This is a genomic window from uncultured Marivirga sp., assembly GCF_963974845.1.
Lineage (GTDB): Bacteria > Bacteroidota > Bacteroidia > Cytophagales > Cyclobacteriaceae > Marivirga > Marivirga harenae.
The window spans coordinates 125,807-141,304 of the sequence record NZ_CAXBEQ010000003.1 but is presented as its reverse complement, the minus strand read 5'-3'; the positions used below and the strand labels follow the sequence as shown (position 1 = coordinate 141,304).

Sequence of the window (15,498 nt, the reverse complement as noted above, 5' to 3'; positions counted from 1 at the left end):
TTTTACGGTAAATATGTCAGTATATTAAACTTTAATATCCGAAAAATGTCGGTTTTGAACCTAAAATAATTCCAAAATTAGGAAATATTTTATTGGCATAACAATTGAATAATGGAATAAGCCCAATTAAAGGGTTCAAAAAGAGATTTCAAATGCCAAATTGGCTGTAAGAATTAAAATAATATATGGATTCAATATTTAAACATCAACAAGTATTTTCAGATATAAATGATGATGAAACTGGTGAGTTAATCCAACTCATTTCAACAGATGAAGAAAACAGTATGCGAGAGGAAGAATTACCTGATCAACTTCCGATATTACCTATCCGCAATACTGTTCTTTTTCCAGGAGTAGTGATACCAATTACCGTAGGAAGGCAAAAATCTATTAAGCTGGTGAAGAAAGCTTATAAAGGCGACAGAATAATTGGAGTAGTAGCCCAATCAAACAGCAAAGTAGAAGATCCTGGTAAAGATGACATTTATGGCGTTGGAACTGTTGCCAGAATCCTTAAAATGATTGTTCTACCAGATGGTAATACCACTATCATTATTCAAGGGAAACAAAAATTTGCAGTAAAAGAAATTGTACAGGAAGATCCATTTCTGATTTCTACTTATGAAGAATTGAATGATGAGGAATTGGATCCTAAGCAAAAATCCAATAAGGCAGTTATTCAGTCTTTGAAGGATGCAGCAAGTAAAATTCTAAAGCTGAATCCAGAAATTCCACAGGAGGCACAAGTTGCTCTAGACAACATAGAGAATCCAAATTTCTTAACTCATTTTCTTTCTTCCAACATAAATTCAGATGTAGCTGAAAAACAAAAGCTGTTGGAGAAAACCAATGCTAAGGAAAAAGCAACGCTTCTCCTAGAATTTATGCTTAAGGACATCCAAATGCTGGAATTGAAAAATGAAATCCATAAAAAGGTTCACACTGATATTGATCAGCAACAGAGAGACTATTTCCTTAGACAGCAAATCAGAGTGCTTCAGGATGAGTTAGGACAAGATAGTCCTGATCAGGAATTAGATAACCTAAGATTAAAAGCTCAGGAAAAGAAGTGGTCTAAAGAAGTACAAAAACATTTTGATAAAGAAATTGATAAGCTTTCACGCATTAACCCACAAGCTGCAGAGTATCCTGTTGCAATGAATTATGTAGAGCTATTATTAGAATTACCTTGGGGAGAATTGACGAAAGACAACTTTGACCTAAAAAGAGCCAAGAAAATATTAGATCGTGATCATTATGGTCTTGAAAAAGTCAAAGAAAGGATCATAGAGTATCTTGCTGTTTTGAAATTAAAGCAGGATATGAAAGCCCCTATTTTGTGTCTTTACGGACCTCCAGGTGTTGGAAAGACCTCATTGGGAAAATCAATCTCCGATGCATTAGGCAGGAAATATGTACGTATGTCGCTAGGTGGTGTACATGATGAAGCTGAGATTCGAGGCCATAGAAAAACATATGTGGGCGCTATGCCTGGGAAAATCGTCCAAAACATGAAAAAAGCAGGAAAATCTAATCCTGTTTATATTCTAGATGAAATCGATAAAGTTAATTCTGATTTTAGAGGAGACCCTTCTTCTGCTTTGCTTGAGGTTTTGGACCCTGAACAAAACGAGACTTTTCAGGATAATTATCTTGAAGTTGAATATGACTTATCAAACGTATTATTTGTTGCAACAGCAAACTCTTTAGATACCATTCATCCTGCACTAAGAGATCGGATGGAAATTATTGAGGTGACTGGGTATACTTTAGAAGAGAAGGTAGAAATTGCTAAAAAACACCTTATACCTAAACAGAAAAAGGAACATGGCTTAAAAGCTAAAGATGTTAGTTTTAGCAGAAAAGCTATTGCAAAAGTAATTGAAGATTATACCCGTGAATCAGGTGTTAGAGGATTGGAACGAACAATTGGTAAAATTGTGAGAAACATTGCCAAATCCATAGCAATGGAGGAAGAATTCAACAGTAAGATTGAACCTGCAGATGTATTAAGGATCTTGGGTGCAGAATCATTTGAGAAGGAAATTTACCAAGATAATGAAACTGCTGGATTGGTGACTGGTTTGGCTTGGACATCAGTAGGTGGAGAGATTTTATTTATAGAGTCAAGCTTGAGCAGAGGGAAAGGTAAACTGACACTTTCTGGTCAATTAGGGGACGTCATGAAAGAATCAGCAATGACTGCTCTCTCCTATTTACGATCTCACGCAGAAGAATTAGGAATTCACCACAAAATATTTGATCACTACGATCTGCACATCCACGTTCCGGCTGGGGCAGTACCAAAAGATGGGCCTTCGGCTGGAATCGCAATGATTACATCATTAGCATCAATCTTCACGCAAAGAAAAGTGAAATCGAGATTAGCTATGACTGGTGAGATTACTTTGAGAGGGAAGGTATTGCCAATTGGAGGTTTGAAAGAGAAAATTTTGGCTGCCAGAAGAGCTGGAATAAAAGATGTGATCTTATGTCAGCGTAATAAAAAAGATATTGATGAAATTGATTCTCGCTACATTAAAGGTTTAAATATTCACTTTGTGGATCAAGTAAGTGAAGTATTGGAAATTGCTTTATTGAAAGAGAAAATCAAAAATCCGATTGATTTTGTGATTCCCGAAGAGGATAATAAAAAAACAGTACCTGCTAGTACCTTATGATTGGAAAAAAGGTCATAGTAATCCTCATTATTTTCAGTTTGACTGGTTCAATTTCATTTGGTCAAATTGGAGGATTGCGTGCCTTTGAATTTTTAGAAAAACCTAATCACGCTAGAGTTGCTGGTTTGGGAACTGCCAATGTAAGTTCAAATGCAGGGGATGTCAATATGGTGTGGCAAAACCCTGCCTTGCTAAATTCAGAGATGGACGGTCAGCTGTCATTTAGCGTAAATCCTTATTTTGCTAATATTTACAATAGTCAAGTGACCTATGCTCAAGAATTTGAAAACCTAGGTTTGTTTAGCTTTGGTGTTAGCTATTTTCATTATGGGCAGTTTGAAGGTTTTGATAATACAGGAGCGAGAACTGAAGACTTTAGCGCGTCTGACTATGCCATCCAGATTAGCCATTCAAGAGAAGATGGAGTTTTCCGCTATGGATCTAGTCTGAAGTTTGTAGGATCTCAAATTAGTGGATTTAATCAGTCCGCTATATTAGTTGATTTGGGTGGGGCATTTGTCCATCCTGATGAAGAACTGAGTTTTGGATTGGTTATTAAAAACTTAGGCTTTTTCACATCAAAATATGTGGTGGGAAATCGAAATTTACCTTTTGATATACAAGTAGGTGGAACTTACAAACCTGAGTTCATGCCCTTCCGTTTCTCACTAACATTAAACAGGCTCTATCAATATGATCTAAGCTATTTTGACGAAAGTTTGTTGAGTGATGATGATAATGTGGTATTTACGGACGTGAATAATAATTCCCCCAATACATTTGATAAAATATTTCAGCACCTTACCATTGGGACAGAGGTAGTTTTAGGGAAAAATGTAAATCTAAGGGCTGGATATAACCACTTAATAAGACAATCATTGAGGGCTGAACAAGTTGGTGGAGCAGGTGGTTTTACATTTGGAGTTTATTTCCAAACCAAAAAATTTAATATGGCTTATTCAAATGCCATTTACCAGGCGGGCGGTTTTGCGCATTTTATAACGCTGGGATGTAATTTGAAAGAATTTGTAAAAAAGAAATCATGAACAAGAATTTATTTTTGACACCGAAAGAAATCGTTGCAGAACTTGATAAATATATTATTGGACAAAATGACGCTAAACGAAATGTGGCCATTGCCTTGCGTAACCGATGGAGACGGATGAATACACCTGAGGATATTCAGGGAGAAATTGTACCCAATAATATTTTAATGATTGGAGCAACGGGTGTAGGTAAAACAGAAATTGCCAGAAGATTGGCAAAAATAGCAGATGCCCCATTTACGAAAGTGGAAGCATCTAAATTTACAGAAGTGGGCTATGTTGGGCGCGATGTGGAAAGCATGGTGCGTGATTTGGTTGAGCAATCAGTAAATTTAGTGAAAGCCTCGAAGAAAGAAGAAGTGAAAGAAAAGGCTTCGCAAGCAGTGGAAGACATTATTTTAGATGCCTTAATTCCACCAATGAAATCAACAAATCAGCGCCCTGTAAACACTACAGCTGATAATCAAGTACCTGAGAATGATTATGATTTAAACCAAAAGACTCGTGAGCGATTCAGAGAAAAATTGCGAAATGGTGAATTGGAAGATAGAAAAATTGATATCAATGTGAAGACTCCTGCCAATAATGGCATGGGCATGGTAGGCGGAGGTATGATGGATGAGACATCTATGATCAACCTTCAGGATATGTTGAGCAATATGATGCCGAAGAAAAATAAAAAGCGAAAAGTAACCATTGAAGAGGCTAGGAAAATATTGATTGATGAAGAAGTTTCCAAGCTTATTGATATGGATGAAGTGAAAGAAGAGGCCATCAAGAAAGCTGAAAACACTGGAATGATTTTCATTGATGAAATTGATAAAATTGCGAAAGGAAGTGGGAACTCAAGCGGTGGTGATGTTAGCCGAGAAGGAGTACAAAGAGATTTGTTGCCAATTGTGGAAGGTAGCGCAGTAAATACCAAATATGGGCTTATACACACAGACCATATATTATTTGTGGCAGCTGGAGCATTCCATGTAAGCAAGCCCTCTGATTTGATTCCTGAATTACAGGGTAGATTCCCAATCAGGGTAGAACTGGACAGCTTAACGAAAGCTGATTTCTTAAGAATTTTAAAAGAGCCTAAAAATGCGCTGACAAGGCAATACACGGCCTTATTGAAAGCAGAAGAGGTAGATTTACAATTTGATGATGATGCCTTGGAAGAATTGGCTGAAATAGCATATCAAGTCAATTCTGAGGTAGAAAATATTGGAGCAAGAAGATTGCAAACTGTCATGAGTAGATTATTAAATGAATTACTATTTGATATTCCAGATAAAATTGGAGCCAATGCCAAAGTAGTGATTACTAAACAAATGGTAGGCGAAAAATTAGATGGTTTAGTGAAGGATAAAGACTTGAGTCAGTATATTTTGTAATCTAAAATTCATCAATTATTAAAGCCCGTAATTTTAAATGAAATTCCGGGCTTTTTTGTACGCCATAAAACAAAACTTAAATTCATCTCATTCGATTATGTATAAGGTATTAATATTTACATTATGAAGAAATCACTATTCATTATAACAGGAGCAAGCAAGGGTATTGGAAGAGGATTGGCCGAAAAAGCCTTAAAAACTGGGGCTGAAGTATGGGGAATCAATAGAACTCATTCTATTGAGCATGAAAATTACAAAGCATTGACTTATGATTTGTCTAATATTCCTACGCTTCTTGAAAAATTGCCTCAAATATTTTCGAATACTTCAGGTTTTCAAAAGATCGTATTAATAAACAATGCCGGAACTTTAGGGGATATTGAGCATTTAGGAAAAATTGACAGTAAAAGCATTCCCGCTTTATTTGATTTAAATGTAAATGCTCCTCTCCTTCTGATGAATCAGTTTATACGTGATTTGAAAGATAATGAAAGTGAAAAAATCATCATTAATATAAGTTCTGGAGCAGGTAAAAATGCTGTTGACGGCTGGTCAGGATATTGCGCTTCAAAAGCTGCATTAGATATGGCTTCAAAAGTAGCAGCGAAAGAAGCTGAAATGGATGGAACCGGCTTCATCATCAAAGCTATTGCACCTGGAGTAGTAGATACTGAAATGCAAACACAAATTCGAAACACTAATGAAAAATCCTTCAGTGGGGTAGATAAATTCAAAAATCTAAAAGCAGACAACCAGCTAAGTAGTGAAGCAGAAGTAGCTGAAAAGTATTTCCACCTCATTAATAATTTGGGTCAATACACGGACGTCATTTTGGATGTAAGACAAGTGTAAATTCTCTTCCCAGTTAAAGTAAAATACAGTACAGAAATAGAAATCCTTAGTTTTAACTAACTATTAAATTAGATTTTAAATCAAATTCACTACTAATTCAGTCAAAAAGCTTATCTTAAGCTTTTAGATTTCTATGAACCGAAAACGTAAAAGATTATACCGAACTATCGGCTTTGCCATACTTATTTTCGCTGTTGGCTTCATTGTAAACGACCAGTTAAGAAAAGTAGGAAACAGAATTTCGGGCGACTATTTACAAGAACTAATTGCAAAAGAAAGCCAAGGACTTTATCGAATTAATTTCGATGATATCGAATTAAATCTCTTTAAAAAGTCGATCACCATCAATAATCTAGAACTTACAGCCACTCCTGAAAACAGGCAAGATTCCATTAACGCTAAAAACATTTATGAAGCACAAGTGGCTCAAGTCTATATCTCACTAGAATCAGTAATCAGAATTTACACAGATAAGGAACTAGTTGTAGATGGAATCGAAGTGATTGACCCGAAGTTATTCATGACCAAAATAAATCCTGAAAAAAAACCACTAAAATTTGGGCGGGAAACAGGTCAACTTTACGATGTTATATCTCAATATCTAGATTTATTGCAAATCAATTTCTTAAAAGTAAGAAGCGGATCTGTAAATCATTCACCTAGTAATTTCAAATTGAAAGCCATTGACTTTTCAGTGGAAGAATTTACTGTTTCACAACAAAGGAAAAAGAAGAAAATCTTCTACTCTGAAGCCATTAATTTAGGTGTTAACCAACAATCTATATTACTTCCTGACAGCATTCATGAATTGAGTTTTGAAGGCTTTGAACTTTCCACCAAAGATTCAATTCTCAATTTCAATGATCTCAAAATTACTGTTCGAAAGGATATTGATGGAGCAGAAGTATTTGAAAAACAAAATCAAAATGTATACGATATAGATGTCCCTACTTTAGAATTGAAAGGAATCAATTATCTAAAAGCATATGAGGATAATTTTCTGGTAGTTGAGCAAGTCAATATTCCAAAACCTAAGATCAAAATCCAATCTGTTCTGAAATCTAGAAAGCTAAATACAGAGCAAGCTGAAAACAGCATAGGTGCCTCATTACTAGCTCTCTTTGATTTAATAAAGATAAATGACTTTAGAATTCACGAAGGGGGTCTCAATCTAACTTTAAAGGGCGATAATCAACAAAGATTTTTATCCGACAACATAAGTATCGATTTATTCAATATTGAGCTGGACTCCACACAAAGAGATATTCAAAACATTATTCACTATTTTGAAAATGCTTCAGTTGAAATTAATGACTATGATTATCTTTTGCCTGACAATCTTCATAACATCAAATTCAAAAAGTTGAATTTCAACACTCTTGACTCTACCCTACTTGTCAAGAACCTAGAAATAAGACCGTCCAGAACACTGAAAGACAGCACTTTAACGCAGTTCACCTTAAACCTTCCCATACTTGAAATGCGAGGAATAGCCCACAGAAATATTTATGATAACGATCGCATTGATTTACAGGATTTGACACTTAGAAATGCAAAAATAGAAATAACTCCTCCCTATTTTAAAAATAGTGACAAACAGCAAGCAATCATTACACCTGAAGAATTGTACAAAATACTAGGTAAAAATTTCACTGAAATAAAGTTGAAGAAATTTGCAGTGCTCAATTCTGATCTGCAGGTTGCGGATATATTTAAAGGAAAGTCTTTAAACATTCAAGCGCACTTTTTACAGATAGATTCAACGCTACAATCATGGCACAAAATATCTGATAGTACCTTAATAAATGGACAGGAATTGGTTTATAATATGACGAACGGAAAAGTTCGTATAAGCACTTTTCAATCGCAAAATAATCTTCACTCGCTGGATCTAAACAATTTAAATTTAGATTTTCAAGGGTTGAGAGACCAAATAAAAATCGATTACTTAAGTCTTAGGGGTGTTGAATTGGATAGCATCATTAATAAGAAAAAGCTCAATATAGACAGTTTAACACTTTTAAAACCTCAATTAAAGCTTAGCTATAAAGACTTGAAAAAACAATCTAACAAGGGTAATGCATGGATATTTCCTCAAAAACCAATCAATATTCTACTTCAAGAAGGTGCATTAAAATACCAAATCGATAAATACCGAAGTTTGAATATTGCTGATTTTGATATTGATCTTAATTATCAAAATGAAGTAAGGCTTTTTCAGATTTTAGCTAAGGATTTACGATTTGAAGATGAGCAATTAAAACATCGGATTAGCGTGACAAAATTAGTTCTTCCGAAAAATCAAAATCAATTATCTCTTCAGCAATTGAATATACAGCCTATACAACGAAATGACAGTTTATCTCTTGATGTAAAAATACCAGAAATCAAATTTAGTAATTTCAATAAAGATGCGCTTTTTCAAAACAACAGTTTTGAAGCAGATAATATGTTGATCAATATTGAACAATTGAATTACATTGGGACTACAGCTTTAAATAAATATTTCGAATCAAAAAATGAAAATGCTAGTAAATTTAAATTTGCAGTTGGGAATGCCAATGTTAATGTAGTGCGATCTAGTGTTTCACTTTTGAATGCCGAAAATAAAAATAGCAAATTTCAGAGTTTTAACTCAAAATTGGAATTTCAAAATCTTAACTTTCCTAAAAAAGCCAATAGCGATCTGGTTTATGCAGAGGATTTTACAATTAATAATGAAACTTTTACTCTTTATACAGCAAATTCAGATACAATTGCCGTCAAAAACTTGAGCTATCGAAGCTATGATAAAGCGGGAGAAATAAGAAGTTTTAGATTTATGGGATCTGACAGTGCTACTTCTTTGGAAATTCAAAATCTAAAACTTCAAAATGCCTATTTGGGTGAGTATTTACGAAAAAATAGAGTAGTTATTCAAGAAATTAGCAGTACGAAAACGAACTTTAACTTTAAGATTGAAAATCAGGATAAATCTTCAATAGCCGAAAGTATCGAATTACCTTTCAAGCAATTGAAGATCGAGCAATTGAATTCCAATAATATCAACATTAAGATTTTTCATAAAGAAAGAAAAAGAAATTTCTACGTTAGACAAGCAGACTTATCTATAAATGCTTTAAAGGTAGATTCGACATTAAATCCAAAAGAAATACATCATCACATTGAATCTTTAATTTTCACAGGTAAAGATTATAGAGAAAATTTTGGTAAACACTATACTGTTTATGCCGATGAATATACCTTCAGTTATCCTGCATCCAACTTTCAGGCTCATAATATAAAAATGAGGTCGAAATATGACCGTTTTGAATATAGCGATCACATTCAATCACAAAATGATTGGTTTAAGTTAGATATATCATCACTAGAATTAGAACAGCTAAATATTGATAGTTTGTTAATTGCTGAAAAATTCATCCTTAATAAATTAAAAGTTGCAAATGGAGATCTTACGGTATTTCGCGACCTAAACGTCCCTCATAATGATCAGAGGCGAGTACCCATGCCACAACAAGTACTTTCAAAATCTGACTTTGCTTTCAGCGTGGATTCCGTTTTGGTAAACTCTGATATACATATTCATATAGTGCCAAAGGAAGCTTCGGGTATTGGAACCATGACCCTAAACATTGACAGTGGATTTATTTTTAATATGAGAAGCCACCATTTTAAAAGTGGGAAGCCAATGTTGTTGCAAGCAAAGGGGAGATTAAATGAGGCCGCTAAATTTAATACCAAAGTGAATTTCCCTATACCTTCGGAAAAAGGTGAATTTCAATTTCTTGGGAATATTAGTCCAATGGAATTAAGAAATTTGAATGAAATGTTAATACCACTAGGGGCAATTGAGGTCCGCTCTGGATATAATGAAGGCGTAAATATCAATTTTAAGGGAAATGAAGATTATGCTGAGGGATTGATGGAATTTCGATATAATAATTTGAAAATTGACATCTTAGACAGGGAAACGTATCAATCCAAAGGATTTGGAAACAACCTCAAAACCATATTTGCGAACAGCTTCGTAGTGAGTAACAAAAATCCCCGATGGTTTAAACTGCAACAAGGAAATATCTTTTATGAGCGAATTGAAAGTAGATCAATTTTTAACTTGTGGGCAAAAGCCCTTTTAAGCGGTGCAGTAAGTAGTATTGGCATCAAAAAGAGCAAAGAAGAAGCAAAGGCCTATTACAAAGAAAATAAAGACCAAATCGAAGACTAAATTTCAAGTATTTCTCCCAGTCTGAAATCACTCAATAGAAAATAAGTTTTAGGTTTGCGATCCTTAAATTAGCTTGTGACTATAGATTTGATATAATCTAATTGTAAATATTACAGACAAAGGGATATTATTATTCGATGAATAGCTATTTTTCTTCTTTTTATTAATATTTACGTCAAAATATCAAATATGAAAAAGCTAGGATTCCTCTTTTTATTTCTGCCCTATTTAATTTCTGCACAAAATGAGCAAATTCTTTATCAATTAGTAGAACTCAATAAAGAAGTTAACTCACGCTATCATGAAAGTGCTCCCCTTGTCACTCCTGATAATCAAAGACTATATTTTACCATTTCAAATCATCCTGAAAATAACGAGGGACGGGACAATTCTCAGGATATATGGTATTCGGATAAGCAAGCGGACGGAAGCTGGGGTCAGGCCATACATATGGAGTCACCATTCAACAAAAGAAAGTTTAATCAGGTATACACGATTTTAGATGAGGGAAATGCCTTGTTCATACGAGGAGGAAGAAATAAAAATAAAGATGGCTTTTCGATTGTAACAAAGGATAATAAAGGTTGGGGCAAAACGGAAGAGTTAGAAGTGGAAGATTATGAGGAAATGAATCAGGGTGTGTTTTCAGGTGCAACTATTAGTCAGGACCGCAGCGCAATCATAATCTACATGAATGAACGTTCGAAAAAACCGTATAGCGACCTTTACTTAAGCATGAGAAAAGCAGATGGCAACTATTCCAAACCCATAATGATAAAGTCTCTTAGCACCTATAAAGATGAATTTGGCCCCTATTTAACCGAAAATGATAAAGTGATGTACTATGCTAGTAATCGAGATGGTGGGATGGGAGGAGTGGATATCTGGAAAGTAAAAAGACTGGATGACAGTTGGCTGAATTGGAGCGAACCAGAGAATATTGGCACTCCTATTAATACTGATGGATTTGACTCTTACTTTTCTGTTGATGAGACTGGGAATAATGCTTTTACAACCCGAACTTATGTTAGCGCTGATGGAAGCAACATGAACGTATATGGCTTAATTCCTAAAGCAAAAATTATCGTCAAAGGCCAGGTATTCAATGCAGCTAGCAAAGAACCTTTAGCCGTCTACTTAACTGCTGAACCTGAAGGTAGCAAGGCACTAAATTTTGATGTTAAATCCGATGGAAAATACAAATTCACAACCTATCAAAATAAAAACTTCAGTTTCATTTCTGCAAAAATAGGATATGAACAATTAAATGAAACCTTAGATTTAACAAACATTTTGAAGGATACTGTAATTAATAAAGATTTCTATTTAACTCCAATAGAAACAAAAGTTACTTTAAACGGCTTGATTACGGACGCTAGAACCTTAAACCCTGTAAATGCTAAAGTAATCGTTAAAAAGAAAAATTTCACGGACTCTGCTGGGACTAGGTTTAAAGATGGTGGTTATGCAATCAATTTAAATGGTGCTGGAGATTATGAAATCAGAGTTCTATCAGATGAGTATGAAGACATTATAGAAGCATTTTCGGTGAAAATACCAGAAGGTGAATACACCTATGAGATCAGAAAGGATTACCAAATGAACAAAGCTTATAAACCCTACCTTATTTCTGGCATAGTGATAGACGAAAAATCTAAAGAACCATTAGAAGCAGAGCTTAGCTTTGAAATTCAAGACTCTACTTTTAGTAGTTTAACTAGCAATACTGATGGTACTTTTCAGCTCAAAGTTCCGAAGCATGGCGAACTAGTCATTAGGGGTAAAAAAATAAATTATCTGAATCTGGAAGACAGTTTGACCATTGGCGATAATCAAGATTTTAGAGAGTATTCTACTACATTGGAAATGTCACCTATTGAAGTAGGTAAAACAGTAATCATAAACAACATCTATTTCAATTTTGATAAAACCACACTAAAAGAAGTTTCATTCCCGGAATTAGATCGGCTGACAGATTTAATGATTCAAAATGCAGGTATCAAAATAGATATTATTGGGCATACTGATAGCAAAGGCAGTGATGACTATAACTTAACTTTAAGTGAAGGCAGAGCGCAATCAGTAATGGAATACTTAATTGAAAAAGGAATTGCATCAGATAGAATGACTGCGAAAGGGATGGGAGAAACGGCTCCGATAAATAGCAATGATACTGATGAGGGCAGAGCTAAAAACAGGCGAGTAGAGTTTACTATTGTGGCAAAGTAACTATTTGAAGCTCCCAAATACCTTGGATATCATTTGGTAAAAATTTCCTTGATGAAAACTGTAAGGGGATTCAGTGTCTACTCTATGGATTAAAACCATGTTACTTCCTGGGTAAACACCCAACATATGAACACCATTTCCAGTATGGTAATAGGATTTAGTACTTCTATTTTCATTTGGATACAATACATACCAAAGCATTCCATAGGCGATACCATAGTCAGGATTCGTAATGCTGTGAGGAGTAGTACTAGCTTCTATCCATTTTTTTGGTACAATCTGCTTTCCATGCCACCTTCCATTTTGTAAATAAAGCTGTCCATAGCGTGCCATATCCCGAGATGAAAGCCTAAAGTGATAAGCTGGATATTTAGATTTTGAAGATTCTTTCTGATAGAACCCATCAGTTTCAGGAATTTCAGAATCCGGGTTTTCACCGTCTATTTCAATAAATTCACCAGCATAGTCTTCCATACCAATAGGTTTTGCAATTTTCTCCTCAAATAATGCGTATATAGTTTTATTGGTAGCCTCTTCTAGTATGTAACCGAGAACATTGAAATCCCAGTTATTGTAATAAAAATATTCGCCTGGAGCATATTGACCCCGTTGAGGCATATTTTCCAACATTCCCTCTGAAACTGCTCCTGCATGGTGATAAACACCAGAACGAGACTTTAAAAGATCTGCAACACTAGCTTGTTTTTCTTGCTTGGTCAATGTATTAAGATCATCAATTCCCAACTCTTCTAGTGTTGCGCTAGTATCTATCAATCCCTCTTCTATAGCAATTCCATACAAACTATTAATTAATGATTTCCTAATGGAATGTACAGTATGTTTTTTAGTAATGTCGCCATATTGATGTGCAATTTTACCATCAACCATGATCATTAAAGATGACGAGCCTGCAGAACCCAAAAAGCTATCTAAACTATCCAACATATGTGATTCTAAACCACTTTCCTGATGAGAAATATATTCCAATCCTGCTTCTTTTTCGGCACATGCAAAAAGAAATATAATGGATAAAAGGGGAAGTATTTTTTTCAAAATCTTTAAAATTTTTGGTGGTGACTAAGGAAGAGATGCATTGCAAAAACGATTGGTTGCATCAAAAACGGAGCAAATATACTTAAATTCTATAATCAATATTCTACTTTCATTTCAACTATACTAGTCGATAACTTCTCAACTGATTATTGCCTCAATCAATTTTTTGATTTATATATTTTTAATAATTTTAAAGTATATATTAACTGATTAACACATATTGAAGTCTATCTACATAAGGATTAGTTTAAAATTATCAACCAATGCAATTAACTAAACAACAATCCTCCATTATCACATCAAATGAAAACATCAAAATTAATGCAGTAGCAGGATCTGGCAAAACCACTACCTTGATTGCTTATGCAGAAAGCAGATCTAAAAACAGTAAAATTCTCTATCTGGCTTTTAACAAATCTGTAAAATTGGAAGCCACCAAAAAATTTAAATCTAAAAAGCTTTTCAATGTTGAAGTACAAACTGCACATTCGTTGGCATTCAAGCATGTAATCGTTGGAAACAATCTAGAAATTAATAGCACCGGGTACAAAAACCATGAATTGGCTGATATTTTAGACCTTAATATAAAAAGTGAGCCCATGGCCGAAATGATAATGGCCAACCATATTAATAAATTCACTGCATATTTTTGCAATAGCAATGCTACCAAAGTGGGAGAATTGAATTATCAGGACACCATTTCTGATAAAAAGGTCTATACATTTGTAAAAGGTAACAACTCGTACATCAAAAAGAAAACCCGAGAGTTTTTGGCCAAAATGAACAGTGGCGAAATCGCGATGACTCATGACTTCTATTTAAAGAAATTTCAACTACTCAAACCCCAGTTAAAATATGATTACATTCTTTTTGACGAGGGGCAAGACGCCTCTCCTGCCATGCTGGATGTGTTCCTTCAGCAAAAAGCAGTGAAGGTAATAGTGGGCGATACTCATCAGCAAATTTACTCATGGCGCTATGCGGTAAACTCATTGGAAATGGTAAATTTTAAAGCGTTTGAACTATCCAGTAGCTTTAGATTCAATGAAAAAATAGCCCGATTGGCTCAGGCCATTGTGGAAAGAAAAAAACATCTTCAAGCAGATGTGAAGTTCCACATAAAAGGTAAAGGTGAGCCTTCAAAAGGTGAACAGAAGGCAGTATTGGCTCGCACCAACCTTGGTTTATTAACGAAAGCAATCGACTACATATCCGAACGGGCGAACTTAGAGGGAATTTATTTCGAAGGCAATATTAACTCCTACACTTATGCTGATGATGGCACTTCGCTCTATGATGTTTTGAATCTGTACAATGGGAAAAGGAAATTCATCCGTGACCCATTAATTAAAAAGATGAATACGCTGGAAAATTTGGAAGAGTATATTGAGAAGACCGAAGATATGCAATTGGGTATGATGGTGGAGTTGGTGAGAGAATATGGAAATGAAATACCGGAATATATCAAGCAACTAAAAGAAAAACATGTAGAAAATCAGGATAGAGAAAAAGCCAACATCATATTCTCTACAGTTCATAGATGTAAAGGAATGGAATATGATTCAGTGCATTTGGTAAATGATTTCTTGACAGAAGAAAAATTAAAGAAATTATCCCAACAAAAGAATCTTCCTGATTTGATAAAGGAAAAATTGAATGAAGAAATCAATTTGTTGTACGTGGCAATAACCAGAACCCAAAATAAACTTTACATTGAGGAAGAACTTCTACCGGAGAATTGGCCTAAGAATGAGCACATCATTTTACTGAAGAAAAAGAAAGTGAATGAAGATGCTTCTATTAAAGATTTAAAGGTTAACAGCTTCGAAGAAAAATCCTATGATGTCGAAGAAATCAGGGAAAAGCACAAAAAAGCCTATGCGCCATGGAATGATGAACTGGACAAAGAATTGAAATACATGTTTGAAGAAGGATTGAGCACAAAAGATTTAGCCAATCATTTTGGGAGGACTAAAGGGGCTATTAGATCAAGGATTAGAAGGATTTATAATACGGAAGAATTTTGA

8 protein-coding genes are annotated in these 15,498 nt (G+C 34.6%); 7 read left to right on the top strand and 1 reads right to left on the bottom strand.

Annotation, left to right across the window (positions count from 1 at the left end; translation table 11 throughout):
- Positions 1-185 precede the first annotated feature (185 nt).
- The 6 genes from lon to AAC601_RS08210 all read left to right on the top strand — a co-directional run bounded on the left by lon (position 186) and on the right by AAC601_RS08210 (position 12,418).
- The gene (gene lon, locus AAC601_RS08235) at positions 186-2,681 is read left to right on the top strand and encodes an endopeptidase La (protein WP_303268662.1); all 2,496 of its coding nucleotides are present in this window, start codon (positions 186-188) and stop codon (positions 2,679-2,681) included.
- Positions 2,678-3,727, top strand: coding sequence for a type IX secretion system protein PorQ (gene porQ, locus AAC601_RS08230; RefSeq protein ID WP_340152988.1), 1,050 nt, complete (start codon positions 2,678-2,680; stop codon positions 3,725-3,727). Before lon ends, porQ begins: the two co-directional genes overlap by 4 nt.
- Positions 3,724-5,112, top strand: a complete 1,389-nt coding sequence (hslU, locus tag AAC601_RS08225) for an ATP-dependent protease ATPase subunit HslU (RefSeq protein WP_340152987.1) — start codon at positions 3,724-3,726, stop codon at positions 5,110-5,112. Before porQ ends, hslU begins: the two co-directional genes overlap by 4 nt.
- A 123-nt stretch (positions 5,113-5,235) precedes the next feature.
- Positions 5,236-5,964, top strand: a complete 729-nt coding sequence (locus tag AAC601_RS08220; protein WP_340152986.1) for an SDR family NAD(P)-dependent oxidoreductase — start codon at positions 5,236-5,238, stop codon at positions 5,962-5,964.
- 133 nt (positions 5,965-6,097) lie between these two features.
- A complete protein-coding gene (locus tag AAC601_RS08215; RefSeq protein WP_303268657.1) occupies positions 6,098-10,189 on the top strand; it encodes a hypothetical protein in 4,092 nt (1,363 codons plus the stop codon).
- A 189-nt stretch (positions 10,190-10,378) separates the two neighbouring features.
- Positions 10,379-12,418 (top strand): OmpA family protein, encoded by a 2,040-nt coding sequence (locus AAC601_RS08210; RefSeq protein WP_303268655.1) that lies wholly within the window; start codon positions 10,379-10,381, stop codon positions 12,416-12,418.
- Here the strand turns inward: AAC601_RS08210 and AAC601_RS08205 are convergent, their stop codons facing one another.
- Positions 12,419-13,471: a serine hydrolase gene (locus AAC601_RS08205; RefSeq protein ID WP_340152985.1), complete on the bottom strand. Its 1,053-nt coding sequence runs from the start codon at positions 13,469-13,471 to the stop codon at positions 12,419-12,421. It lies immediately after the preceding gene.
- A 263-nt stretch (positions 13,472-13,734) separates the two neighbouring features.
- On the opposite strand from AAC601_RS08205, the gene AAC601_RS08200 reads away from it, so the two are divergent.
- Positions 13,735-15,498, top strand: a complete 1,764-nt coding sequence (locus tag AAC601_RS08200) for a UvrD-helicase domain-containing protein (protein WP_340152984.1) — start codon at positions 13,735-13,737, stop codon at positions 15,496-15,498.

Bases quoted from the DNA above. Each gene is read 5' to 3' on its own strand.
- lon (WP_303268662.1), top strand. From the start codon at position 186: ATGGATTCAATATTTAAACATCAACAAGTATTTTCAGATATAAATGAT.
- porQ (WP_340152988.1), top strand. From the start codon at position 2,678: ATGATTGGAAAAAAGGTCATAGTAATCCTCATTATTTTCAGTTTGACT.
- hslU (WP_340152987.1), top strand. From the start codon at position 3,724: ATGAACAAGAATTTATTTTTGACACCGAAAGAAATCGTTGCAGAACTT.
- AAC601_RS08220 (WP_340152986.1), top strand. From the start codon at position 5,236: ATGAAGAAATCACTATTCATTATAACAGGAGCAAGCAAGGGTATTGGA.
- AAC601_RS08215 (WP_303268657.1), top strand. From the start codon at position 6,098: ATGAACCGAAAACGTAAAAGATTATACCGAACTATCGGCTTTGCCATA.
- AAC601_RS08210 (WP_303268655.1), top strand. From the start codon at position 10,379: ATGAAAAAGCTAGGATTCCTCTTTTTATTTCTGCCCTATTTAATTTCT.
- AAC601_RS08200 (WP_340152984.1), top strand. From the start codon at position 13,735: ATGCAATTAACTAAACAACAATCCTCCATTATCACATCAAATGAAAAC.